Below are 20,052 nucleotides of genomic sequence, written 5' to 3' on the forward strand. Positions count from 1 at the left end.
CAGCTGATGTGTGGCGTGCCACGGATCAGCGGTATTGCGCCTGAAGTTGAGCTTCGAGGGACGCGGCCTTGAGGCAGGCGGTGACATCTTCGTCGCTCATCCAACCCCTTCGATGGCCGGCTACGACATGAATGAAAAACACGTTCTTTTATCTCGTTGCCGTGCATAAAAGGCGTGTCGAGCAACGCACAGGAGGATCCATGCTCGACAAGCTTTTGAAGACCGTCAACCGTCTGGTGGATAGGCATGCTGCGGAGGCCGAGGGGCTTCGCGCCAATGTCGAACGGGAGCGTGCCGGCGATCACGCCCGCCAGCACGCTGGTCGCGAGTTCCAGAATCCAGAAGGTTATACGACGCCACTGCGCAAGAATGCGGAGAACTCGCAGGTGGCGTACGCGCGGGCCCGCAAGGCGTTCGAGAAGGATGGCGGTCTTCGCGCGTTGGCCAATTACATGGCCATGGAGATCGCTCGGCAGCGCCGGGATGAAGCGGTCGTGGCGCTGAAGAAACACGAGGCCGAGGAAGCGCAGCGCCTCGCGACTGGGGTCCATAAGGAGGTTGCAGCCTTCTTCGCGTTGATGTTCCGCGATGGCGTCGAGCCGCGGCATCTGGCTAATGTCAGCGAGGACGTCCGGGTCATCATCTCCGATCTGATCCGCTGGGACGGCCACGACTGGGATCGCGTCGGACCCGACTCTCCTGTGCAGCAGGTCATCGCGATTTACAGGCACCGCGCGAAGGTCCGGCCCGGCCGGATGGGCGACAAGGCTCGATCGCAGCCGTGCGAGGCAGGCAGCGACGACCCCAACCTGTATCGCTTCGGTGACAACGAAGATGGTCCTGCCAATCGGCCCCTCGACAACGAGCAGGCGCCCGATGAGCCGCTGGCGGTGGTGCCTGCGGATGTCGTGATCGCTGATGCGGTTCCTTATGCTTTGCCGGTCAATCTATCCCCGGGCACGGTCAAGCTGTTCACCGAGATGGCCACCTCGCAGGTGGCGATCGATCCCGACTGGGATCTGGGCATTCGGCTGGCGTCGAACGGGTATGACGATCAGCGCAACATCAAGGACATGATCGAGGCCCTTGAGGGGATGTGGCAGCCTGATTGGGTGACGCCGTTCGTCTTCTTTATCGACGCCGCTCGTCGCGGCGGCCTAGGGGCCGGGCGTGCGGCGTACAGGGATGCGACTATTCGCCGCGCGGCAATGCAGATCGCGTGCGAGTATGGCGTCGCTCCGGCACCGGGCGTCGCGGCCTGATCATCGACACTCGCCCATGCCGTACTGACGCCAATACCTAGTCCACCGTATCGCACCGCCTGCCGCGATGGCCGCGCACGATAGTGATCAGCCATCCGGCAGGGTGCACCGCGCGACCACACGGTTGTAGCTCTTGCCGACCGGCTGGCAGGAAAGCCGTTTGCCAAGGACGAGGCTAGAGACGATCCGCTGGCTGCGAGCGGCGGCGTGGTCGTCGCATCGATAATTCGTGCGGCGAGCATCAGGCCGGCGGCATGGCTCGGCGTTCTTAAAGTCCGGCGCCTGGATGCCGGCGACGCGCACCTTCTCGCCGGATCGACACCATAGCGGGGCGTCACCGTCATGGACGCGGACGACATCACAGATGAACGCCGGCAGCGCGGCGGCGGCCAACATCGTGCCGATCATCGATCAGGACGGCGAGGATGACGCGCTACTGTATCTTCAGAACCGCAGCATCGAGAGACGCAACGAACTGGACGCCTGCTCGATCGTCCACGCTACGCGCTACACGTCCGCTGACTTATCCAAAGTTGAGAACGGCGCCTAATTATTGAAAGCTAACCAAGGGTTACGCCGCTCCGCGGCAGAACCTTTATTGCTGACTCGGCAGCAGCGTATCCACGCCGCGAGCCGCCACCGCCCAGCGGTACACCGCATCGGCTATGTAGAGACGAAATTGGGTGGGATCGACCTTCACGTTTGGAGAATTGCCGACGCAAACCCTTGCTCGATCTATTAGAGCTTCTTGTAAATCACCAAGCCGTGCTCCTCCATCGCTCATCGCAAGGCGGACGGCTAATCTCGGTTCCACACGCACAACACATACGGCAACTTCGAAATATTTATAATCCTCGCGCAGCCTAAACCGATTCCTAGGCACCTCGCGTAAGTTGAAGCGCGATTGTACTACCGGATCATTGGTTTGCGCCTTGGTCAGCTTGAGATCGGGTGCATAGCGCTTCAAAGTTTCAACTGTGAAGGCGCCGCGATCATATATCGAAAACCCTAACGGGCTTGCAGATGTTTGGCCGGATATGCCGGTAAAATCTCCAGTATCACCCGGTACGGAAATTTGGCTACCAATAGCCCTTTCAACATCCTTTTTACTTGTCGGTGGGCCCGTAAATGTAAGTAACTGTGGACTCTCTCCGCACGTTATATTTGATCGTACCAATCGATCCTGCGAAACGGTATAACTTGCCGTGTTGACTTCACCATCCACTACCGCTTGCAGCATTTTTATGCTCGACAGTCGTCCCCGCAGGGCGCACTTTGCAAGGCGCTCCGAATATTCATATTTAACTCTATTATCTACTGTATTTGTGGCAGTCGGCACGCCGGTCCGGGTATCCAGCTTTTTACGCTTGCGGTAACCCTCGACAATGATGTCATCTGGCACAGAATCTTGAGGATGAGAATCAACTGGCCGCGTGCTAGGCGCACCCACGTTCTGTGCTGCGCCCTGCTGCGCTGGCGCGAGCATCAAAGAGTGAGATGCCAATATCGTCGATGCCATGAGGTAAACAATGCTCATCTAACGATGCTGCCTCAATTGGCTTCACTTGACAAGCCAAGTAATGAGAGCGTCCATTTCAAAGGGTGTCAGCGACGCGGACGATCTTGACGTGAGCCTTTCGTCCTTGCAGTTCTCCATAACGGAGAGCAGGAACCGCACTCCCGATGCTTCATATCGACTGTCTGAGAAACGCCTATCTACAACCGCGCAATCCCACGGTATCTGCGCCGCCAACGGGAATGCGCTCAGCGTCAGAAATGTGGCATGCCATATCGCGCCGACTTCTCTAGCGGAAGGTGGTGCTTGATGTAAGCTATCCCGCTACAGTGAAGGTGCTCGGCTAGGGGCTTAAGCGGCGTTGCGTTATCCAAGACAAATGGAATGGCGAGGCTCGCGCCGCTTTAAGCGTCAAGCTGGCGCTGGTTTTCGTACCGTGACAACGAGCGGCTCCCTATCAATTGACCACAATACGTTTCATGCATGTCCACCTGATGCAATGGTGATCTGGCGGGAACCTTGAAAGGTAGACATCATTGACGTCGTTCAATGAAGGAGATCAACCGATGATCATACGCACGGGAATGGCAGTCTTCGCCGCCGCGACGCTCGCGAGCGCCGGTTTGGCCCAAACGTCTGGCAGCACCGGTACAAGCTCGCCTACGAACAGTGGGGCCGGCACGGTTGCAACGAGCGCTGACGACGCAGCTAGGGCGCAGTCGCACGCAGAGATGCCGCTGGCGCCAGTGTTAACCGAAAAAGAGCAGGCCACTCTTGCAAAATGCAAAAAGATGGATCCTATCCAGCAGGGTCAAAGCTCGAAGTGCTCGGCCGTTCTGACAAAGTCGGGCGCGAAAGACCCGGCGAGGGATCGCGGCCCCGGCCCCAGCCATTAACACCATTACTGAGTCGAACAGGAACCAAGGGCGGCGGTATCCTCCTGTGCCGCCGATCCGAAGCGATGATGACGCTGCCCGGCGAATCGATCAAGTTGATCCGTGAGCCGAAAAACAAGCACGATAGCAACGCTATCGCGGTGATGAGCCCGCGCGGCGTGCAACTTGGCTACATCAATGCTGAGAGGGCGCCGTACATCGGCGGGCGGATGGCCCGCGGTGAGGATGCCGAGGCGATCTTTCAGGCGCTTGATGGCGGGTTGGCATTCATCCGGGTTCGATTTGGGGGTGGCGCGCCGACGTTGCCGCCGCCGTCGGACAAGCCGCCTTCGCCCCCACGGCCACCTCGGCGATCGGAGCCGTACGACCCGCACGCATTCTATCCGGACGAGGACGGCCCGGAATGGGGGGCGTGATCCCGAACGCCGTTTACCGATCCTTTGCGTATCAGAATCTCACGCCGGCACCCTGACGGAGCAGATCGTACTTCGCCGCGACCGCCTTCCACAATGCGACCGCGTCCCATTCGCCGGCGATCGCTGCGCCACCTATCTGCTCGGCAATGTGTCTTGGTGCCCCGCCCCCGTGGTCCTGTTCGACCTTAAGCGCGATGGCCCATAGCTCGTAATCGGTTGCTATCAGATCATTCGCCGCGGATCACCTCCGGCCAAACCCCGCTGTGCTGTTCTCGCCGCTGTCCGTCCGGTCGCGACCAGCCAGTACGTTCTCCAACTCGACCAGCGTGTGCGGCACGTCGAGGTGCTGCGCACCGAGGAACAGGCGCGATCCATCGCCCTCAGGCACGGCATGAGTCAGCTTGTCGATGTCCACCAGCGCCTTGCCCGAGGGCAGCATCTCAATCTGAACGAACCTCATTTCTTGATCCTCGGTTAGACGTTGAAACTGACATCGGTGATGTAGAGTTGCTCGACGCATTGTTCAGCGGCCCAAGCCAAGCCCACGTTCTCGGCTTCCTCGCGCGACACGTACGAAGGCAGCCCCATCAAGGCGACAGACTCGGCTTCCTCCCCATCGCCACACGTGATGAGCGCGGCGCCTTGCAGCTCGAAAGTGCCGTCAGGCTTTTCCTCGATGCTTATGCAGTCCGCTTCATCAGGCGCCCGCTGGCCGCTCGGTAATCTCGTGATCTCCATCGCTCATCCTTCTCCCTGACACACGATTGCAGAAGTTGCGTCGGTTACACCTGCTCCTCGTCCGGATCGAACGCAGCACGAGCCGCTTCGCCAGCTTTCTCCTCCTTGCCGTCCGTCTGATCGGCGCGACCAGTGTCGCTCTGTCCTTTCCCGTCATCGGACTGGTCAGAGATCGTGCTCTTGTCGACAGATGACGTCGCAGCTTTATCGATGGCCTGCCCTCGATCGTCCGAGCTGGAGCTGCCGTTCGCGTCATGATCTTCGGACATCGTATTCTCCTATTCCGCAGCCCAACGCCCGACACATAGTTTCGGCAGCCGCTGCTGCCTGTCACCAATAACCCTGTTCAGGGTGCAGGGTTCGCGAGGGGCTACGATAGTGGGGGGGGGAGGACCGCAAAAAGCGCGAAGAAAATGGCGGGTATCAATAGCCACAGCATATCTCAGAACCATGTACTATTGCACCGACTGACAAGATGAGGTAGTTAATCATGGTCGAGTAAAGCGCCCCCGGCAGCGCATCCTGAAGTAATAGGATGCCGCTTGTGGATGATTTCCGCATGGGACCGATCGACTACTCGAGTCAGCTAACGAAAATCAACATGCAGCCCTTGATGCAAGGGCTCGCTCTACGAAATGAACGGCAGCAGCTAAAAGAGGCGCAGGCCGAACGTGCCGAGCGCAAGCACCTCGCGGAAGCCAAGTTCACCCAACAGCAGGACGAGGATAAAGTCTGGCTTGCCGATCTGGCGGATCTGTCAGCCAATTTTTCGCCAGAGAAGCTGCGGAACACGATGTGGAAGCACGCCGACAAGCAGGAGGCATTGGCGAATGGCTTCTCCACATACAGTCGTCACGTTCAGCAGGATGTGATCAAGTCGACATCCAGCGTCTTGAGTGCGCTTGCGAGTGGCAACACGGAACTTGCTGGGAAGGTTCTTAACGAACGCCGGGCTGCGCTAGCGAACGGCAACATCAACAGCGATCAAACTGATGCGTTGTACCGGTTGGTGAAGTCGGCAGATCCCGCTGACCGGCAGAAGGCCTACGCCATGCTCGGCACAATCATGTCAGGCGCGGTCGGTCCCGAACACGCCGCGGGGATGATGGAGACGATGGGGATCGGCGCGAAAGCCGAGGACCGCCGCCTCGATAATGATCGTCAGGCTGCGGCTGCGGCAGAGACTGCTCGTCATAATCGAGCCAGTGAGGGCGTGGCCGCCGGCAACCTCCGATTGTCTCGGCAGCGTGAAGGCCGAGTGTCGCGCAACGTCGGCAGGGCTGGAGCCAAGCCTGCGAAACTCCCCGCCGGCTTCATCATGGATTGATGGTCATGGAAGAAGACGAATACGGCACCCCGCCCGCAGCCGAACCGGCCGCACCCGTCGATCCGCTCGAAGGTCGTACGGCCACCAACCCGAAGACCGGGCAGAAGGTCGTCTATCGTGCCGGCGCCTGGCATGCCGTCGAAGGCACTTATGGTATGCCGCTGCCGGACACCACGGCGAAGAGGGTCGAGGACGATGTTTCGGTCTATGCCTCGCTGAAGAATGCCTCCGGCGGCTTCAAGGACGAATTCGCCGGCAACACCATCACCGGCGAGCTGGAAAACAAAATGCAAGGCGCGACCGGCTGGGGTTCGGAGGGGCAACGGGACTGGTGGGCTAAATTCCGGTCCGCCGACAACCTGATCCGCAACCAGCTATTCGGTGCCGCCCTGACGCCGGCTGAGAAGCAGGCGTACGAGGCGACGACCGTCGATCCGTCGATGGACCCAGGGGAGGTGAAACGGAATCTCGCCAGTGGACAGGAGATCGTCCGTAGCGCGTTGGCGCGCCGGACCGCGTACCTGAAAGAGAATGGCTACCGGGCGTCTGCGGTTGACGCGCTGCTGGGGGAATATGCGCCCGATCTGTCGCCGAAGCCGCAGCAGAAAGACGGGCAGGGTTCGGCGGATCAGCCGGCTGCCAATGCGTCGGCCACGCGCGGTACTCCGCCCGCGGCCCGCCCGATCGATCCATCAGGACAAGGCGACATCGGTTTCGCTAGCCGTGACGCGGCCGAGGCAAACAGCCGCCCGGATGGGTCGGACGCCTATGTGCGCGAGGTGAACGCCGGTATCGCCAGCGGCACGATCAAGAGCACCGACGACCTGATCGCCGTCGCCGCGAAATACAACTTCAGCTTTCCCGACCGTGCTGCGGTGGACAAGACGTTTGAGGCGCTAAAGAAGGGCGCACGGTTCGGCGGGGCAAGCCCTGCGGAGATGCCAGTCGACATATCGGCTGATCGCGGGAAGTCGGCCGTCGGCGACACGGTAAAGGCCTTCGCGCGCGGCATTCCTGCTGTCGTGGGATTGGACGACGAACTGAACGCTGGCGCTGACGTGCTTCTGAACGGTGCTGACTGGAAGCAGTCGCTGGCCCGTGAACGCGCGATCCGCAACTACGACGAAGACAACCATTTCTGGGCGCGTCTTGGCGGCGAGATCGTAGGTGGCGGCGGCATCGAGGCAGGCATCGCTCGCGCCGCGCGGGCCCTGACTGCGGAAACGGCGGCCCGTGTGGCAGCCCGGTCGATGATGCGTGCGGGCGGCACTCGGACAGAAGCGATCACGGCCGCCAACCAGGCCTATGCCATCCGGCTGATGCAGCAAGGTGCCGCTGTAGGCGGCGTTCAGGGGGCGGGTGCCAGCGACGGCGGGTTCGTCGATCGCGCGGCTGGCGGTGTCGCAGGCACGGCCATTGGCGCAGCGATCGGCGGCGCGACAGGCAAGGTGGCCGGTCGATTCAGGACGCTGATGGAAGCGCGGAAGCAGGGTGCGACGCAGCCCGCGGTCAGTCAGGCAGCCGAGATTGCCCGTCTTGCCGACGAGCAGGGCATTTCGATCCTGCCGCAGGACATCGGTGGCCCCGGCGTCGGGCGAATGACACAAGGCGCGGCGCAGACACCATTCGGCGGCCGCGTCATCAGCGAGGCGTCGGAGCGGCTCTACAACAGCTTCCGGAACCGTGTGTCTGCTGTCGGCGGTGACGCAGATACGTTGGCCGATGTCGGCGGGACGATGAAGGGGCGATCGGCCGCTTTAGCAGAGCGCGAAGGCATTCGAGCTGATGACACCAGCGGTGCTGTCCAGCGCGCCGTCGGCAGCCCTGACGACATGACGGGAGCGGGACAGGTGGTTCAACGTGGCGTCGCGCGCTTCATGGACGAGACGGCAGATCGGGCGAGCCAGCTCTATGCACGTGTGCCGATCCCGGGCGGAGCGGAAGCTACGGTTGGTGCAACGCGTGGCGTGCTGCGCGACCTGAATGCCGGCATGCGGAGCAACCCCGAGCTGGGAGCGATGTTCGAAAGCCCGCGCCTACAAGGCTATCTGCGGGCGCTGACGCCCCGCACAGACGATCAGACGGGGGAGGTCACGCACACAGGCACCCTGTCGTGGCAGGATCTTCAGGAATTCCGCACCCGCGTCGGCGACATGCTCGACGACCCGCGGCTCTCGGACAAGATCGCGCCACGCCAACTCCGCGCCCTATACGGAGCGCTGTCCGACGATATGGAGGCGACGGCCCGAGGCCAGGGCGAGAACGCGCTGCGGTACTGGCGGCGTGCGAACACTTATTATGCCGCCCGGATGAAGCGGGTGAACGACACGCTGTCGATGGTGGTCGGTGAGCGCCGCGATAAGACGCCGAACGAAGCAATGGCCAAGTTACAGACCATGCTACGCGCTGGGTCAGGTGACGATGCCGCGTCCTTTGGCAGGGTCATGCGGTCTATCCCGACCGAAGACGCTCAGATCGTCCGTGCCACAATCGTGAACGACATGCGGGGTGGCCGGCAGTTCGACCCGGCGGAACTGTCGAAGCGCTCGGATCAGCTATCGGAACGTGGAAAGTCGGCGCTGCTCCCCCAGACCGGGCTACGGTCGATCATGGACGACGCATCCGACCGGGCCGCAGCCGCATCGCGTGACCCGCTGGCCAAGCTGAGCGGTGAGCAGGCGTATCTGGCGTTGGAGAAGCTGGCCAACAATCGAGGCGACAGTGTCGAGTTCAGGCGGCGGCTTGCAGGAATGTCGGCCGACGAGGCGTCGGCCGTACGGTCGCTGTTCGTTCATCGCATGGGGTTGGCCGGTGCCGGAGCGCAGAACGCTGAAGGGGATGCGTTCTCAATCGCAAAGTTCCTGACACGGTGGAGCGAGATGACGCCGCAAGCAAAGCATACCCTCTTCGGAGACGCTGATATGCGGAACGACATGAACGCGCTGGCGGTCATCGCCGAACGTGTGAAGGGATCGGAGAAGCTACGCGGGTTCAGCAACACCGGTGGCGTCGACATCGCAAACAAGACGGGCATGGGGCTAGTATCGGCGGTGCTGGCGTTTGCCACAGGCCACCCGATCGTCGGCGTCGGGCTGGCATTGCCGTCCGCATATCAGCGGCTCAGCGCGGAGGTTCTCACGTCGAAAGCCATGCTACGATGGCTGTCCCGCGCGCCCAAGAAGCCGAACGTCGGTGCACAGCGCGCCCATATCGAGCGCCTCGGCAAGATCGCGAGCGCGGAGCCGGCAATCGCCAACGAGGTGTTGCAGCTCCAGTCGCGGCTTCGGTCGGCGTTCGCCTCGCCGCTACCGACACAGATCGCAGCGGAAGAACGCCTCGACCGCCGGCCAGCACCAGAACAGCAGCGGCCCGCCAACTATCCATCCGACCAGCTTCGCGCGCCTGCTCACGCAGCCGCCATGCCATAGAACAGGAGGGCAAACTATCATGGTCGACCTGTTCCCGCCTTGCCGAGCAGGCGATGTCATGCTGCGCCTCTGCAACCTGTCGCTAAACGGGCGTCAGGCCCAGTGGGACGCTATTGTCACAGAGCTTTCGGGTAGCGCAGGGCCGTTGATGGCGCAGGCTGCACTGGAGATGGCGTTGCCTGCGGGACAGGAAGCGGAACTCGACCGCAGCGCCAGCCGGAGTGCGATCAACGCGCGGGCCAACGGCGTGCTTGCCGGCCTTGTTGCCGAGGGTTCCGCCTGCCTACACTGAGCGCATCGGCTCAGCTACGAGCCGTGCGACCGGGGAGATCATCGGATGTATCCGCATCAGGTCCGTGGCTTTTCAGGAACTGTCCGATGGCAGACGTCGGACGCCCGCACGTACGACACCAAGGCGCAGGCCATGGACGCTCAGGCAGTGCTTGGCCCGCGATCGGACACCCTAGCGGCGTACGAGGAGGCGTTCGACCGACTTTCTAGACGGCAACGCTGGCTGATCCGGCGCGACGATTTTCTGGTCGCTCACTTCGGGTTGTTCTTGGCGGTGGTGGTCGGCTTGATCGCAGTCTCGCTGGTTACCGTCGGCTGGCAGTCCTTACGCTGGCTGCAGAGCGGCGTTTGGCCAAAGCTCGCATGGTCGGATGGCTTGGCCATGCTCGGAATCGATCACCCTCGCGCCGCATGGGTTGGTGTGGATAGAATGATCGACTGGGTTCTGGATCTGCCCTTGACGATACTGCCGATCGCCGCAGCATTGCTGCTTGCGTGGTTGGTGCTCCGGGGTGACGACACCCCAGCCTTGCATGATGCTAGGCAGCTGCTTGTTCGGCAACGTTAGCAAACGTTAGCAGTAGTGATTAAACCATGTCCGGTTGTCGGAAGAAGCCTATTAAGCGACTAGCTGTGTGACGCGAGCAGAATTTAGCGTCCTGTAATTAGAACGGGCTCCAGAATGACGTCTCTTTCACTCCTTGCTGTGATAAGATGTGTTTAACAGCCTCCGCACTCCCGAAGGTTGCAACTGGATCAACACAGTGTCGATCAAATAACTCCTTATTCGGCCTCGCTGCGTTAAACCGATCGGTTACTGCTTGAGATCTTCGGCCGTATACATCCAACACGATTTCGTGGGCTACTGGTGCCATCCGTTTTAGGCGAGCGTAGGAGTCCGTGTGAAAGCCAGTCTGCCGGGTGCCGGAAAGAGTTTGCCAGCTTCCATCGATCTGTTCGACAGCGGCGAACACTTCGTCGTGCCACCTGTGAGCCGCGATTTCAGTTTCCGGTCGAACGTGCGCCAAGGCCTGCTTTCGAATAGCGATTAGCAGCTTATGATCGGCGCGCTGATCAGGCGTTAGCCTACCCTCGTCCAACTGAATCGACCCTCGCTCCCCCGACTTGCCGCTTGTTGACGTGGCTCTGACGTAAAGTCCTATTCCCGTCATTAAAAGAGACCGTTTTATTGTCTCTCTATGTAGGTTCGACGAGACCGTGAAATCTGACGCCATAACATCACAGCAGTCTCTCGCCTGACGAAGGTCGCTTAAACATGATTGCGCTCTCCACGCTTGGTCGAGTGCGAAGCGCAGTTCCTTACCTCCCTTCTTCCTATCGAGATCGGCTGCTAGGGCGTAGAGATCAACAAACCGCGGCATTTGGCTAACCATGCTCAATCTCCCTATGAGGCGGAGATACCCTCCGTCATGGCAATGGTTCTTAGCCATTTCGCGTGCCTGCTATACACGCAATCTTGGGAGTGATACCTGTTCCCGCTTGCCACGCATTTGCTTGACCTTGGCGGAAGATAACCTCCCGGCATCCGCAGAATGCACCCTGCCCTAAGCTCGACTGCCGTCGATCTGCCAAGAATTACCCGCGCCGCACCCACGAATGTCCGATTGTGGGAGGTTAGCTGCCTTTCCCGTGCAACCTTGGATCGACGCGCGAAGCGACTGGTAGCGGGTAGCTTTCTAAAACCTGCGCCGATCCGATCGGAGTAGCCGAGGTGTAGTAGACAACCCAACGATCACCCCGACGAGGCATGGCGGTTCCATCGTCGCACGCCGCACTTCCCCAGCCACGATCGAAAGTGACCAGTTCTGGCGACCCGTCACTGACGATCATTTTTTCCACTTTTGCCGTGACCCGCCAAGGTTTCTGATAATTGGCGTTAATCCGCTGTAGCTTCTGAATAACTGGATTGGAAAGGTGGCGGGCATCGGTGACGCGCACCAATGCTACCCGAAGATCGGGCCGCCCCGCGTAAACGTCTCTAACTCGCTGCTCTGGTGACCTGAATAATCGGCAGGCTTGTGCTGGAAGTGCAAACCCGAAAGCAGCGAGGGCGGCACACAACGCCAATGTCTTTTTTCGCTTCATCCGATCAACCTAGCATGGAACGAAACGTCCGCAATTGGGGGATTGTGTTGAAAAAGACGGGCTTGCAGTGGTGTTGGTGGTCTGATTCACTTGCCGCGAGGTGAGCGGAGACGGGCTGATGATGGGCGAACGGACGGTAGCGCAGGAGGCGCTGTTCTACAGCTTCAGCCTGGAGCGGCATGTGCCGGCGGATCATCTGCTGCGCTCAATCGACCGGTTCGTGGACCTGTCAGGCATCCGCGAGGAGCTGAAGCCCTTCTACAGTGACACGGACCGCCCCTCGATCGATCCAGAGCTGATGACCCGGATGCTCATCATCGGCTATTGCATGGGCATCCGGTCCGAGCGGCGGCTGTGCGATGAGGTGCATCTGAACCTGGCCTATCGCTGGTTCTGCCGGCTGGGGCTGGACGGCGACGTGCCGGACCATTCGACCTTCTCGAAGAACCGGCACGGGCGCTTCCGCGACAGCGACCTGTTGCGCCGTTTGTTCGAGACGACGGTAGCGCGCTGCATGGCCGAGGGGCTGGTGGGCGGCGAAGGTTTCGCGGTCGACGCCAGCCTGATCCGCGCCGATGCCAATCGTCAGACCGGCGGTCCGGGCAGCGACGGCGTGCCGCCGGACGCCGACAGCCGTGCGGTGCGCGAGTATCTGGCCGTTCTCGACGATGCCGCGTTCGGCGCAGCGACACCGGTGGTACCGAAGTATCTGGCACCGGCCGATCCGGCATCGCGGTGGACCAGCGCGCATCGCGGGCCGGCCTTCTACGCCTACTCGACCAACTATCTCATCGACCTCGACCATGCCGTCATCATGGACGTGGAAGCGAGCACCGCCGTGCGCCAGGCCGAGGTGACCGCATGCAAGCGCATGATCGCGCGGGTGCAGGACCGCTTCGGCGTCTGGCCCGAGCGGCTGGCAGCCGACACCGCCTACGGCTCGGCGGAGATGCTCGCCTGGCTGGTCCATGAGCGCGACATCCAGCCGCACATTCCGGTGTTCGACAAGTCCGCCCGCCGCGACGGCACGTTCGAGCGCGATGCCTTCACCTACGACCATGACGACGACAGCTACGTCTGCCCGGCGGCAAGCGCCTGCGCCCCAGGAACCGCAACTTCTCAACCTCCCGGAGCGATGTCGGTCAGGACGGCTTCATCCGCTATCGCGCGCGACAGCAGGACTGCGGCGGCTGCGCCCTGCGACAACGCTGCACGCCCAACATGCCGGCGCGCAAGGTCACCCGGTCGGTCCACGAAGGGGCTCGCGACCTTGCCCGCGATATCGCCACCACCGACGCCTACGTCACTTCCCGCCGCCAGCGGAAGAAGGTCGAGATGCTCTTCGCGCACCTCAAACGCATCCTGAGGCTCGATCGATTACGCCTGCGGGGTCCAAACGGTGCCAGGGACGAGTTCCATATGGCAGCCGCCGCCCAGAACCTCCGCAAGATGGCCAAGCTCATCCCGATGCCGACGCAGCCGCTACCTGCCTGAGCCGGTCAGCCCTGTTCAGCACAAACCCTCGGCCGCTTGCACCCCGCCAACATCCGACTTCTTCAACACAATCAGGCGAAAGCGGAACGTCTGCTGCTGGGCGGACGCGGCGAACCAGTGTCGCATCGCCAGCCGATTGACGCCATGCATCAACAGGAAACGGTAATAGTCGCAGCCAACACATCATCGACGTTGCTGACACCCAAATCGGCAGCCCCCTGACGCAGCATGCCGGCCCCGATCTCAAGAAGCACGACATGATCTTCGTCGGTCAGCACCAGCCCGGCATCGACGATGATCTCCGCATTCTGCTTCGCCGCCTCGGCCCAGAAGGCTGGATCCTTCCAGTCGATACGGTCCTGCTGCGCCACCGCGGACATCAGCCACAGCACCTCGTTCACCCGCGCCTGCCGGTCGTCGAACGGAACGGAGGGTAGCTGGGCCGATTGAACGCCGGCAGCATCATCGATCGGCCACCCTGTCGTCTTTGCCAAGCCGCGCGCATAGTCGGCAGCCTGATCGGCGGTGGCAAACTCGCGGTTGAAGGCGAAGTCTGGACGCGATGGATCGATGAAGACCCAGCACCGGCCATCCAGCGCCGGGATCGTCATGCAGATGGTGATAGGATCAGACATGACACGCACCCCGCGGATCGACGAAGTTGACGGTCAACAGCATCTCGTTGGGCCGGAGCGGGGGATCGATGTCGGGCCGCGGGCGACTATCGTGCGTGAACACGACCCGAGCGGAAACGGGGTGTTCGGGCTTGGCGGCTTCAAGTCGGCCGATGCGGCGCTGCATGTTCATGGTGCTCTCCTAAATGTTGTCGTCACCGGGCAGCATGCAGGCGAGCAGACGCTGCTGTGCCGGGTTGCGGGTAGTCTCGATGGCGCTGCGATAGGCAGTGGGGTTCATGGCCGACGGGAAGGCATCACAGGCCGCGGCGTGCGTGTCGGCATACCGTTCGATGGCGGCCTCGCGTTCGCTCTCGGTCACGAAGCTCGCCCGATGCTGCGCCTCCAGCCTGGTGATGCGGGATTGCAGCGTCATGCTGGCGCTCCCCGTGCAATCAGCCAGTCCCGCGCTTCCGGCGAAACACGCGACACATCGACAGACGGTCCGGCCTGCACGCGCTGCCATTCGGCGTCAGCCTCCGCCTGCTCGTCGTCGGTCAGCGTCTCGCCGAGCCAACGTCGGATGTAGAGAGGCAGGCTTCCCGCGTTGTCTTCCAGCCGGTCGAGCCGCTTCAACAAAGCGGCGCGCGTCATGCCGCTCGTCCTTCATTCGCCAAAAAGCCGGCGCTCCACTGCTCCCAGCGCAGCCAATCAGCCGGCGTGATGACGGTCCCATTGTCACCGGCGACTGCCGCCAGCCCCGCGATCCTCGTGGTCACCCGTGACGCATCAGCACTATTCTGCGCCTGGCGCTGGTCCTCGGTCCCGCGTTGCTGCTCCAACCGGTCTAGCCGCGTGTTGATCGTCCGCATCAGTTCTTCTCCTCCAGGGCGGCGATGCGGCGTTCCAGCTCGCCCACCTCAATGAATGTTTCGATGTGCAGTTAGGAGGGTCATCACCCTGCCCGCTTCGTCTGGCGTTACGTCGCCAGCGCCGACAGCGGCGAGCACCGCCGCGGATGCATCGACCACGTCGGACGCGCTCTCGATCTTCGGTAAATCAATCGTCACCGGCGCATCCTTGCGTGGCGGAACCAGCCGTTCGAGGCACAGTCGCAATGCGACGCTGTCGCCTTCCAGCGCCCGCTCAACGGCCTTCCGGGTGAGTGCCTCCGCCTCGCCGTTCAACAGCGCCTCGGCCGCCATGGTAGCGCGGCTGCGGGTACCTTTCGGCTTTCCAGGGTTTCCCGGCTTGAAGCGGGTATCCGCGCCCGATTTTACGGGCTGATTGCGGGGCTCTGTCATGCGTGCGTGGTCCTGCGGCTTGATACGATGACGGGGTGCCCGTGACGGGCAGTATGATCGGCAAGAGGCGACCTATCGGCGCTATTGGCACTATTGGCACTATTGGCATGGCCGTCGCGCAGCCCGCTGAGCCTCTTTCGAAATAGATAGATAGATGACTTTTCTAGCCTACGCCGCGCGAGGGCTGAGGGCGTCAGATTGAGCGCGGGTGTCCGTGCCAATAGTGCCGATAGTGCCAATAGCCCCCCGATCACCGGCCGAACTCCCACAGCATGACGGGCGCGACGGTCGGGTGTGTGCCATGGCCCATGCCACCACGGGTGAAGGCGGCGCGTCGGTCACCGTCAGCAACGATGGTGCGATGCTGATCCAGCAAGACGATTGAGCGACCACGCAGCCAGACGGCCAGCCCGGAAAATTCCCAATCGTCGCGCGGGCCGATCCCCAACAGGTCGCCAGCCGACCAGCCCAACGCCATTGCGTTCGCCGCCCACCCACCGCGGGCGATCTCCAGCGCGTTGCGGACAATCCTGCGCCAGCTATCTGCCTGCTCGATCTTCCTCGGCGCAGGCATGTACTCCAGCGCCCGCAGTGATGCGGCGAGGTCGTCGGGCAGGCCGAACGTTTCCGCAATCGGCGGCAAGGGGGCGGGCTGCTCATGCCTCTGGGCTACGGCAGCCGCTACATCGCGCCAGCTACCCATTGGCCACCTCATGCACCGCCGGATTGACGAGGAAGTCCTTGCGCGGTTTGCCGGGGCTATCGCCCTCGCGTGCTGGCATGGACCGCAGCCAGCCCGCCTCAACGAGCGCCTCCGTTGCCGTCTCCACGTCGGCCGCTACCTTCAAAGTCGCGATGCCGGCGGTGCGACGGACATCCCGCGCGTTGATGCGCTGCACCTTCGTTTTCAGGATGTAGCGCGCCAGGGCGGCAGCGTTGCGCTCTTCCTCCGGCAACGCCGCATCACCGAACACCCTGAGAGCGGAGGGCTTGGCATAATCGTCGACGAACCCGAGCACTGACACCAGCGTCGTCAGGCTGATCGTGTCCGGCTCGCGGTCACCGTTCGCCGCCCAGGACATCAGCTCGACGACCAGCGCCAGCCGCAGCACCATGCCCCGCAGCTTCCCTACGAAACCCTTGTACAGCGAGGATGCCTCGCGGACGGCCGCGTCATTGTCGCGGACCCATGCCTCGAACACATCGGCGGCATCGTCGGCGAGCAGCAGCACCCGCGCGTCGATCCGGCCGTCTTCCAGCCGCGGCGCGTCGAGTTGCTGAAGGCGGCGGTACATGCTCTCTAGCTGTTCGGTGTCGGCGATCTGGCGCGGACGCTGGTACAGGATCGGATCGGGCCACACCCACAGGAAGCGCGGGACCAGGCCGTCGTCCGCCGTCTTCAGGAGGCATTCGCGCAGCTTCTCGGGCTGGATGCCGCCAAGGACGGTCACCCCGTTGAACGGCACGAACAGCGGCCCCGCCTTGTTGCTCTTGCGGTCGATCACATGCGGCCGACCACCGTATGCCTCCAACCAGAACTCGCGGCCGCCCGGCGAATACCGGTCGAAGCTCATCAACCAGGCAGCGAGCTCGTCGCGTAGGTGCAGGGTGCCGTTCGGGTTGCCGGCCAAGATCTCGCCGAGGGCCTCAGGCGTTGCGTCCTGCACGACAAGGCGGGGACGCTGCGGCTCGTCCGGCTCGACAGCCGCGGTCGGCATCGATGGCGTGGCGACGCCGTCCTTGGTCGCCGCCTTCACCTGTGCCTGCCATTCGGCACGCTCGGCCTTGGCCCGCTCGTTCTCCGTCTGCCAGCCGATCAACCGCGTCTTGTGCCGTTCGGCCAGCTCCGTTTCCATGCCCCGGAGCGGGCTGGTGGCAGCGTCGATCGCGGGCGACTTGTTAGACGAAGGGTCACCGACGGGCGCGACCCACAGCACGCAGGGCTCCTGCCACTGCGGCGTGGTGGTGTACGGCTGCACCCGACGTTTCGCCCCGACGAGCGAGGCGACGACGCCAAGGACGCCAACCGCAACATAGTCGACCGGTGCACCGGCCCCCGCCGCAAGGTCGCGGATAAGCGGCCACAGCGATCCGAAGATGTCGGTGGGCATGACTGGAGGCGTGGTGCGCCCGCCCGTCAGGATCGTCATGTCGGGTGATGGCCAACGGTTCGAACGACGAGGACGAACGACGGTGCCGCCATCGAACGGCTCAGGCGAGAACGGGCGAGCGTCTTCGTATGCTGCCTGGAATGCTGCGGCGTTCACGACCGCACCCCCATCAGCTCGGCATTGAAGTCCTTGTAACCACGGGTCGGCCGCATGATGCGGGTGGCAAGCCCTGCGCTGGCAAATGCCGCCGCCGCCTTTGCGGCCGCAAACTCCCCGGCATCATCACCGTCCGCACCGATCACGATGGCGCGCGTTACCGGAGCGAATGCCATCTGCGGCATCATGGACGTGCCGGCCGCAACCCAGACAGAACGGCCCAGCGCCTGAGCGAGGGTCAGCCCATCCTCCAGTCCCTCGGTGACGAGCATGCTGGCTGAGGGCGGCTCGAGTTGGATCGCCCCACCAACGACGTTGCCGAGGCTGTACTTCACCTTTGGCTTTCGGTCGCTGGCGGTCGCCCTCACGGCTGCCTTACGGCCGTCCTCGGTCAGATAGGTGCGTTGCAGTCCTGCCAGCGCACCCGACGGATCTGTGACGATCGCGATCAGCGCGGGCAGCAGCCCTGGTCCATTGGCTGCCAACACGCCGTTGCCCTCCATTCGAGGCGGCGCGAGGCGTGCGAACCGCAGCGTGTGCGGCAGATCCAGCGCGATCCCGCGCGATCGCAGATACACCGCAGCCGGCGTCCCTTCGATCGGCACGGATTCGTTGACGATCCGCTGCGCCACCGGCCGCATGTCCGCCTTCGGTTTGGCCGGTGCACGCTGCTGCTCCAGTTCACGCAGCGCTCCACCGTCCAGCATCTCGATCGCTCCGGGCAACTTAACGCCATAGGCCTGCTGCACGAAGTCGAGCACGTCGCCCGACCAGCCGCAGCCGAAGCAGTGCGCCCGACGATCGTCCGCGTATATCGTGAACGACGGGGTGCGATCCGCGTGGAACGGGCAGCACGCCTTCAGCTCATTGCCCGCCCGGTGCAGCTTAACACCCGCCTTCGACGCGACGCCCGATAGGGGGAAGCGATCGCGAATCCCGGTGACGACGCGCGCCAAGTCGTTGCTGTCCATACGGCGGCTCATGCGTACCGCTCCCGGATCGGCATGCCATGCTCGACGGAAAGACGCCGCGCATAGTCGGAGGCTTTGTGCGACAAGCGCCAGAACACCCCGACACCGCCGCCACCGGCTGGAGCCTTCACCCCGACGACGTAGCCGCCCACGACCGGGAAGGTCACGACGGACCAATGATCCACCTCGTCACCCAACCCGCGCAGAGTGATCAGCCGCGCCGACTTCGGCAGGCCGTAAGCCCGCTTCTCATCGACGGTGAGCGTCAGGCGCGGAGCAATGCGGCCAGACTTAATGGGCTGCGCTCGATACCATGCGTCGAGGGTGGCCGGGAGAGTTGCACCTTGCTCGGGCTGGACTGGGATGCCCGAACGCTTCACGGCCCGGGCACGCTCGATGTCACGCCAACGCTGGAGGCTGACCGCGGCCACTGCTCGACGCTGAACGGCCTGCGGCTGACGATCCGCGATGGAGAAGACGACAGCGCTCATAGGTCCACCACCAACATGTTGAGGCCCGTCCGGCGGGCAACGCGGCGGATGAATTCATTCCGCGCGCGCTTGTAGGCGGGCAGGTACTTCCGGCCTTTCCGGCCGTACGGGATGCGCGGCTGCCACTCGGCATCGAGTTGCCCGTTCTTCATGCTGAACGTGACGGTGAGGCCGTCGCCCAGCGGCATAGCTTCGCTGGCCATGTTCACGGTGTGGGGATCGGTCATGCCGCCTGCTCCCCCTGTTGGACATCAGCCACCCACACGATTGCACGGCAGCCAGACACGTTGTGCCGGCGCTTCCCGCTGTCGCGGATGCGGCGATCGTGCTTTAGTTCGGTCGTGCGTGGCTGCACGCTGTACCGGGGCATGCCGAGCGCCCCGGCAATCTCGTCGGTGGTGAGGCCGTAGCGGCCAGCTTCAAAGATCGCCTTGTACACCATGCGGCGGAGCGGCCCGGCAATGTCGGCGATCATTTCGGCTGCTGCGGTGGAGGTGTCGTTCCCACGGTGGCCCGGAGTGGCGGGGTAGGCGGCCATCATGCCTCACCCCCTGCATCCAGCCGCGGATAGCCCGCTCGGTCGAGCAGCTTACCCAACCATTCGGTCTGCGCGTCCGCAAGGGGCGTTGGATCGACAACGCACTGGCCGAGGAACGATCCTGCACGACGGGTCAGCCCGACACCGCTGGTCAGGAGCAGCATCGCTGCGCCGCGACGCGCCTGGAATGCGTCATCCATGCGCTGCCTCCCAAGCAATGCTGGCGATCAGTTCGGCTCGTATGCCGATGATCCCAAGCAGCCGAAGTCGTTGCAGGCGGAGAGATGTGGTGCTATCTACGTTACTGCTGTTGCTGACGTAATTCGCGGTACCCCGTACGGTCTTGCCGGACCTGCGGGGTGCTTCGTTTTCAGGCCGAAGCGCAACCTTTGC

28 protein-coding genes and 1 pseudogene are annotated in these 20,052 nt (G+C 62.8%); 9 read left to right on the plus strand and 20 right to left on the minus strand.

Translation table 11 applies throughout. From position 1 onward, the window contains the following. The first annotated feature begins 200 nt into the window (after positions 1-200). On the plus strand, positions 201-1,262 hold the full coding sequence (locus AC1RTO_RS13895; protein ID WP_493161405.1) for a hypothetical protein: 1,062 nt from the start codon (positions 201-203) through the stop codon (positions 1,260-1,262). Between the two features lie 87 nt (positions 1,263-1,349). Here the strand turns inward: AC1RTO_RS13895 and AC1RTO_RS13900 are convergent, their stop codons facing one another. Continuing rightward, a complete protein-coding gene (locus AC1RTO_RS13900) occupies positions 1,350-1,658 on the minus strand; it encodes a thermonuclease family protein (RefSeq protein ID WP_493161406.1) in 309 nt (102 codons plus the stop codon). On the opposite strand from AC1RTO_RS13900, the gene AC1RTO_RS13905 reads away from it, so the two are divergent. Beyond that, positions 1,627-1,812, plus strand: a complete 186-nt coding sequence (locus tag AC1RTO_RS13905) for a hypothetical protein (protein WP_493161407.1) — start codon at positions 1,627-1,629, stop codon at positions 1,810-1,812. The genes AC1RTO_RS13900 and AC1RTO_RS13905 overlap by 32 nt on opposite strands. A gap of 45 nt (positions 1,813-1,857) precedes the next feature. Here AC1RTO_RS13905 and AC1RTO_RS13910 read toward each other — a convergent pair whose 3' ends face one another. Continuing rightward, positions 1,858-2,799, minus strand: a complete 942-nt coding sequence (locus AC1RTO_RS13910; protein ID WP_493161408.1) for a hypothetical protein — start codon at positions 2,797-2,799, stop codon at positions 1,858-1,860. Positions 2,800-3,739: 940 nt separating this feature from the next. On the opposite strand from AC1RTO_RS13910, the gene AC1RTO_RS13915 reads away from it, so the two are divergent. Continuing rightward, on the plus strand, positions 3,740-4,090 hold the full coding sequence (locus AC1RTO_RS13915; RefSeq protein WP_493161409.1) for an HIRAN domain-containing protein: 351 nt from the start codon (positions 3,740-3,742) through the stop codon (positions 4,088-4,090). Positions 4,091-4,121: 31 nt separating this feature from the next. Here AC1RTO_RS13915 and AC1RTO_RS13920 read toward each other — a convergent pair whose 3' ends face one another. From AC1RTO_RS13920 to AC1RTO_RS13935, 4 genes are read right to left on the minus strand one after another with little or no spacing between them, the layout of a single operon-like run. Beyond that, positions 4,122-4,316 carry a DUF6961 family protein gene (locus AC1RTO_RS13920; protein ID WP_493161606.1) on the minus strand — a complete coding sequence of 65 codons (195 nt, stop codon included), beginning with the start codon at positions 4,314-4,316 and terminating at the stop codon, positions 4,122-4,124. A gap of 15 nt (positions 4,317-4,331) precedes the next feature. Beyond that, complete coding sequence (locus tag AC1RTO_RS13925) at positions 4,332-4,550, minus strand: hypothetical protein (protein ID WP_493161410.1); 219 nt, start codon at positions 4,548-4,550, stop codon at positions 4,332-4,334. Between the two features lie 14 nt (positions 4,551-4,564). Beyond that, positions 4,565-4,828 carry a hypothetical protein gene (locus AC1RTO_RS13930; protein WP_493161411.1) on the minus strand — a complete coding sequence of 88 codons (264 nt, stop codon included), beginning with the start codon at positions 4,826-4,828 and terminating at the stop codon, positions 4,565-4,567. A gap of 44 nt (positions 4,829-4,872) precedes the next feature. Then, a complete protein-coding gene (locus AC1RTO_RS13935) occupies positions 4,873-5,097 on the minus strand; it encodes a hypothetical protein (RefSeq protein ID WP_493161412.1) in 225 nt (74 codons plus the stop codon). Between the two features lie 275 nt (positions 5,098-5,372). Between AC1RTO_RS13935 and AC1RTO_RS13940 the strand changes: the two genes are divergently transcribed. The 5 genes from AC1RTO_RS13940 to AC1RTO_RS13960 all read left to right on the plus strand — a co-directional run bounded on the left by AC1RTO_RS13940 (position 5,373) and on the right by AC1RTO_RS13960 (position 10,926). Continuing rightward, positions 5,373-6,155, plus strand: coding sequence for a hypothetical protein (locus tag AC1RTO_RS13940; protein WP_493161413.1), 783 nt, complete (start codon positions 5,373-5,375; stop codon positions 6,153-6,155). Between the two features lie 5 nt (positions 6,156-6,160). After that, positions 6,161-9,583 carry a hypothetical protein gene (locus tag AC1RTO_RS13945; protein ID WP_493161414.1) on the plus strand — a complete coding sequence of 1,141 codons (3,423 nt, stop codon included), beginning with the start codon at positions 6,161-6,163 and terminating at the stop codon, positions 9,581-9,583. Between the two features lie 19 nt (positions 9,584-9,602). Next, positions 9,603-9,875, plus strand: a complete 273-nt coding sequence (locus tag AC1RTO_RS13950; protein ID WP_493161415.1) for a hypothetical protein — start codon at positions 9,603-9,605, stop codon at positions 9,873-9,875. Between the two features lie 45 nt (positions 9,876-9,920). Continuing rightward, a complete protein-coding gene (locus AC1RTO_RS13955; RefSeq protein WP_493161416.1) occupies positions 9,921-10,442 on the plus strand; it encodes a hypothetical protein in 522 nt (173 codons plus the stop codon). Between the two features lie 334 nt (positions 10,443-10,776). Then, positions 10,777-10,926 (plus strand): hypothetical protein, encoded by a 150-nt coding sequence (locus tag AC1RTO_RS13960; RefSeq protein ID WP_493161417.1) that lies wholly within the window; start codon positions 10,777-10,779, stop codon positions 10,924-10,926. 583 nt (positions 10,927-11,509) lie between these two features. Here the strand turns inward: AC1RTO_RS13960 and AC1RTO_RS13965 are convergent. Then, the gene (locus tag AC1RTO_RS13965) at positions 11,510-11,836 is read right to left on the minus strand and encodes a hypothetical protein (RefSeq protein WP_493161418.1); all 327 of its coding nucleotides are present in this window, start codon (positions 11,834-11,836) and stop codon (positions 11,510-11,512) included. A gap of 262 nt (positions 11,837-12,098) precedes the next feature. Here AC1RTO_RS13965 and AC1RTO_RS13970 point away from each other — a divergent pair. Beyond that, positions 12,099-13,474 (plus strand): annotated as a pseudogene (locus tag AC1RTO_RS13970) (transposase). A 149-nt stretch (positions 13,475-13,623) separates the two neighbouring features. Here AC1RTO_RS13970 and AC1RTO_RS13975 read toward each other — a convergent pair. The 13 genes from AC1RTO_RS13975 to AC1RTO_RS14035 form a co-directional block, all read right to left on the minus strand. After that, a complete protein-coding gene (locus AC1RTO_RS13975; protein ID WP_493161419.1) occupies positions 13,624-14,085 on the minus strand; it encodes a hypothetical protein in 462 nt (153 codons plus the stop codon). Positions 14,086-14,101: 16 nt separating this feature from the next. Continuing rightward, the gene (locus AC1RTO_RS13980) at positions 14,102-14,281 is read right to left on the minus strand and encodes a hypothetical protein (protein ID WP_493161420.1); all 180 of its coding nucleotides are present in this window, start codon (positions 14,279-14,281) and stop codon (positions 14,102-14,104) included. Positions 14,282-14,290: 9 nt separating this feature from the next. Continuing rightward, positions 14,291-14,524 (minus strand): hypothetical protein, encoded by a 234-nt coding sequence (locus tag AC1RTO_RS13985; protein WP_493161421.1) that lies wholly within the window; start codon positions 14,522-14,524, stop codon positions 14,291-14,293. Further along, positions 14,521-14,742, minus strand: a complete 222-nt coding sequence (locus tag AC1RTO_RS13990) for a hypothetical protein (protein WP_493161422.1) — start codon at positions 14,740-14,742, stop codon at positions 14,521-14,523. The genes AC1RTO_RS13985 and AC1RTO_RS13990 overlap by 4 nt, the downstream gene beginning before the upstream one ends. Continuing rightward, positions 14,739-14,960: a hypothetical protein gene (locus tag AC1RTO_RS13995; protein ID WP_493161423.1), complete on the minus strand. Its 222-nt coding sequence runs from the start codon at positions 14,958-14,960 to the stop codon at positions 14,739-14,741. Before AC1RTO_RS13995 ends, AC1RTO_RS13990 begins: the two co-directional genes overlap by 4 nt. A gap of 48 nt (positions 14,961-15,008) precedes the next feature. Beyond that, positions 15,009-15,392: a DUF5681 domain-containing protein gene (locus AC1RTO_RS14000; protein WP_493161424.1), complete on the minus strand. Its 384-nt coding sequence runs from the start codon at positions 15,390-15,392 to the stop codon at positions 15,009-15,011. Positions 15,393-15,642: 250 nt separating this feature from the next. Further along, a complete protein-coding gene (locus AC1RTO_RS14005) occupies positions 15,643-16,095 on the minus strand; it encodes a hypothetical protein (protein WP_493161425.1) in 453 nt (150 codons plus the stop codon). Continuing rightward, positions 16,088-17,542: a DUF3987 domain-containing protein gene (locus AC1RTO_RS14010; RefSeq protein WP_493161426.1), complete on the minus strand. Its 1,455-nt coding sequence runs from the start codon at positions 17,540-17,542 to the stop codon at positions 16,088-16,090. Before AC1RTO_RS14010 ends, AC1RTO_RS14005 begins: the two co-directional genes overlap by 8 nt. A 113-nt stretch (positions 17,543-17,655) precedes the next feature. Beyond that, positions 17,656-18,642, minus strand: coding sequence for a DUF7146 domain-containing protein (locus tag AC1RTO_RS14015; protein WP_493161427.1), 987 nt, complete (start codon positions 18,640-18,642; stop codon positions 17,656-17,658). Beyond that, positions 18,639-19,121 carry a hypothetical protein gene (locus AC1RTO_RS14020; RefSeq protein ID WP_493161428.1) on the minus strand — a complete coding sequence of 161 codons (483 nt, stop codon included), beginning with the start codon at positions 19,119-19,121 and terminating at the stop codon, positions 18,639-18,641. The genes AC1RTO_RS14015 and AC1RTO_RS14020 overlap by 4 nt, the downstream gene beginning before the upstream one ends. Then, positions 19,118-19,348 (minus strand): hypothetical protein, encoded by a 231-nt coding sequence (locus AC1RTO_RS14025; RefSeq protein ID WP_493161429.1) that lies wholly within the window; start codon positions 19,346-19,348, stop codon positions 19,118-19,120. The genes AC1RTO_RS14020 and AC1RTO_RS14025 overlap by 4 nt, the downstream gene beginning before the upstream one ends. Further along, on the minus strand, positions 19,345-19,662 hold the full coding sequence (locus tag AC1RTO_RS14030; RefSeq protein ID WP_493161430.1) for a hypothetical protein: 318 nt from the start codon (positions 19,660-19,662) through the stop codon (positions 19,345-19,347). The genes AC1RTO_RS14025 and AC1RTO_RS14030 overlap by 4 nt, the downstream gene beginning before the upstream one ends. Next, positions 19,659-19,859 (minus strand): hypothetical protein, encoded by a 201-nt coding sequence (locus AC1RTO_RS14035; protein ID WP_493161431.1) that lies wholly within the window; start codon positions 19,857-19,859, stop codon positions 19,659-19,661. Before AC1RTO_RS14035 ends, AC1RTO_RS14030 begins: the two co-directional genes overlap by 4 nt. Positions 19,860-20,052 lie beyond the last annotated feature (193 nt).

It is taken from the genome of Sphingomonas sp. GW821-FHT10F09, assembly GCF_058809195.1.

Coding starts and splice junctions, on each gene's coding strand:
- AC1RTO_RS14015 (WP_493161427.1), bottom strand. CDS start 18,642: ATGAGCCGCCGTATGGACAGCAACGACTTGGCGCGCGTCGTCACCGGG.
- AC1RTO_RS14030 (WP_493161430.1), bottom strand. CDS start 19,662: ATGATGGCCGCCTACCCCGCCACTCCGGGCCACCGTGGGAACGACACC.
- AC1RTO_RS13995 (WP_493161423.1), bottom strand. CDS start 14,960: ATGCGGACGATCAACACGCGGCTAGACCGGTTGGAGCAGCAACGCGGG.
- AC1RTO_RS13910 (WP_493161408.1), bottom strand. CDS start 2,799: ATGAGCATTGTTTACCTCATGGCATCGACGATATTGGCATCTCACTCT.
- AC1RTO_RS13925 (WP_493161410.1), bottom strand. CDS start 4,550: ATGAGGTTCGTTCAGATTGAGATGCTGCCCTCGGGCAAGGCGCTGGTG.
- AC1RTO_RS14010 (WP_493161426.1), bottom strand. CDS start 17,542: ATGACGATCCTGACGGGCGGGCGCACCACGCCTCCAGTCATGCCCACC.
- AC1RTO_RS13980 (WP_493161420.1), bottom strand. CDS start 14,281: ATGAACATGCAGCGCCGCATCGGCCGACTTGAAGCCGCCAAGCCCGAA.
- AC1RTO_RS13985 (WP_493161421.1), bottom strand. CDS start 14,524: ATGACGCTGCAATCCCGCATCACCAGGCTGGAGGCGCAGCATCGGGCG.
- AC1RTO_RS13990 (WP_493161422.1), bottom strand. CDS start 14,742: ATGACGCGCGCCGCTTTGTTGAAGCGGCTCGACCGGCTGGAAGACAAC.
- AC1RTO_RS13975 (WP_493161419.1), bottom strand. CDS start 14,085: ATGACGATCCCGGCGCTGGATGGCCGGTGCTGGGTCTTCATCGATCCA.
- AC1RTO_RS13930 (WP_493161411.1), bottom strand. CDS start 4,828: ATGGAGATCACGAGATTACCGAGCGGCCAGCGGGCGCCTGATGAAGCG.
- AC1RTO_RS13900 (WP_493161406.1), bottom strand. CDS start 1,658: ATGTTGGCCGCCGCCGCGCTGCCGGCGTTCATCTGTGATGTCGTCCGC.
- AC1RTO_RS13955 (WP_493161416.1), top strand. CDS start 9,921: ATGTATCCGCATCAGGTCCGTGGCTTTTCAGGAACTGTCCGATGGCAG.
- AC1RTO_RS13895 (WP_493161405.1), top strand. CDS start 201: ATGCTCGACAAGCTTTTGAAGACCGTCAACCGTCTGGTGGATAGGCAT.
- AC1RTO_RS13915 (WP_493161409.1), top strand. CDS start 3,740: ATGATGACGCTGCCCGGCGAATCGATCAAGTTGATCCGTGAGCCGAAA.
- AC1RTO_RS13935 (WP_493161412.1), bottom strand. CDS start 5,097: ATGTCCGAAGATCATGACGCGAACGGCAGCTCCAGCTCGGACGATCGA.
- AC1RTO_RS14025 (WP_493161429.1), bottom strand. CDS start 19,348: ATGACCGATCCCCACACCGTGAACATGGCCAGCGAAGCTATGCCGCTG.
- AC1RTO_RS14000 (WP_493161424.1), bottom strand. CDS start 15,392: ATGACAGAGCCCCGCAATCAGCCCGTAAAATCGGGCGCGGATACCCGC.
- AC1RTO_RS13945 (WP_493161414.1), top strand. CDS start 6,161: ATGGAAGAAGACGAATACGGCACCCCGCCCGCAGCCGAACCGGCCGCA.
- AC1RTO_RS14020 (WP_493161428.1), bottom strand. CDS start 19,121: ATGAGCGCTGTCGTCTTCTCCATCGCGGATCGTCAGCCGCAGGCCGTT.
- AC1RTO_RS13905 (WP_493161407.1), top strand. CDS start 1,627: ATGAACGCCGGCAGCGCGGCGGCGGCCAACATCGTGCCGATCATCGAT.
- AC1RTO_RS14005 (WP_493161425.1), bottom strand. CDS start 16,095: ATGGGTAGCTGGCGCGATGTAGCGGCTGCCGTAGCCCAGAGGCATGAG.
- AC1RTO_RS13950 (WP_493161415.1), top strand. CDS start 9,603: ATGGTCGACCTGTTCCCGCCTTGCCGAGCAGGCGATGTCATGCTGCGC.
- AC1RTO_RS14035 (WP_493161431.1), bottom strand. CDS start 19,859: ATGGATGACGCATTCCAGGCGCGTCGCGGCGCAGCGATGCTGCTCCTG.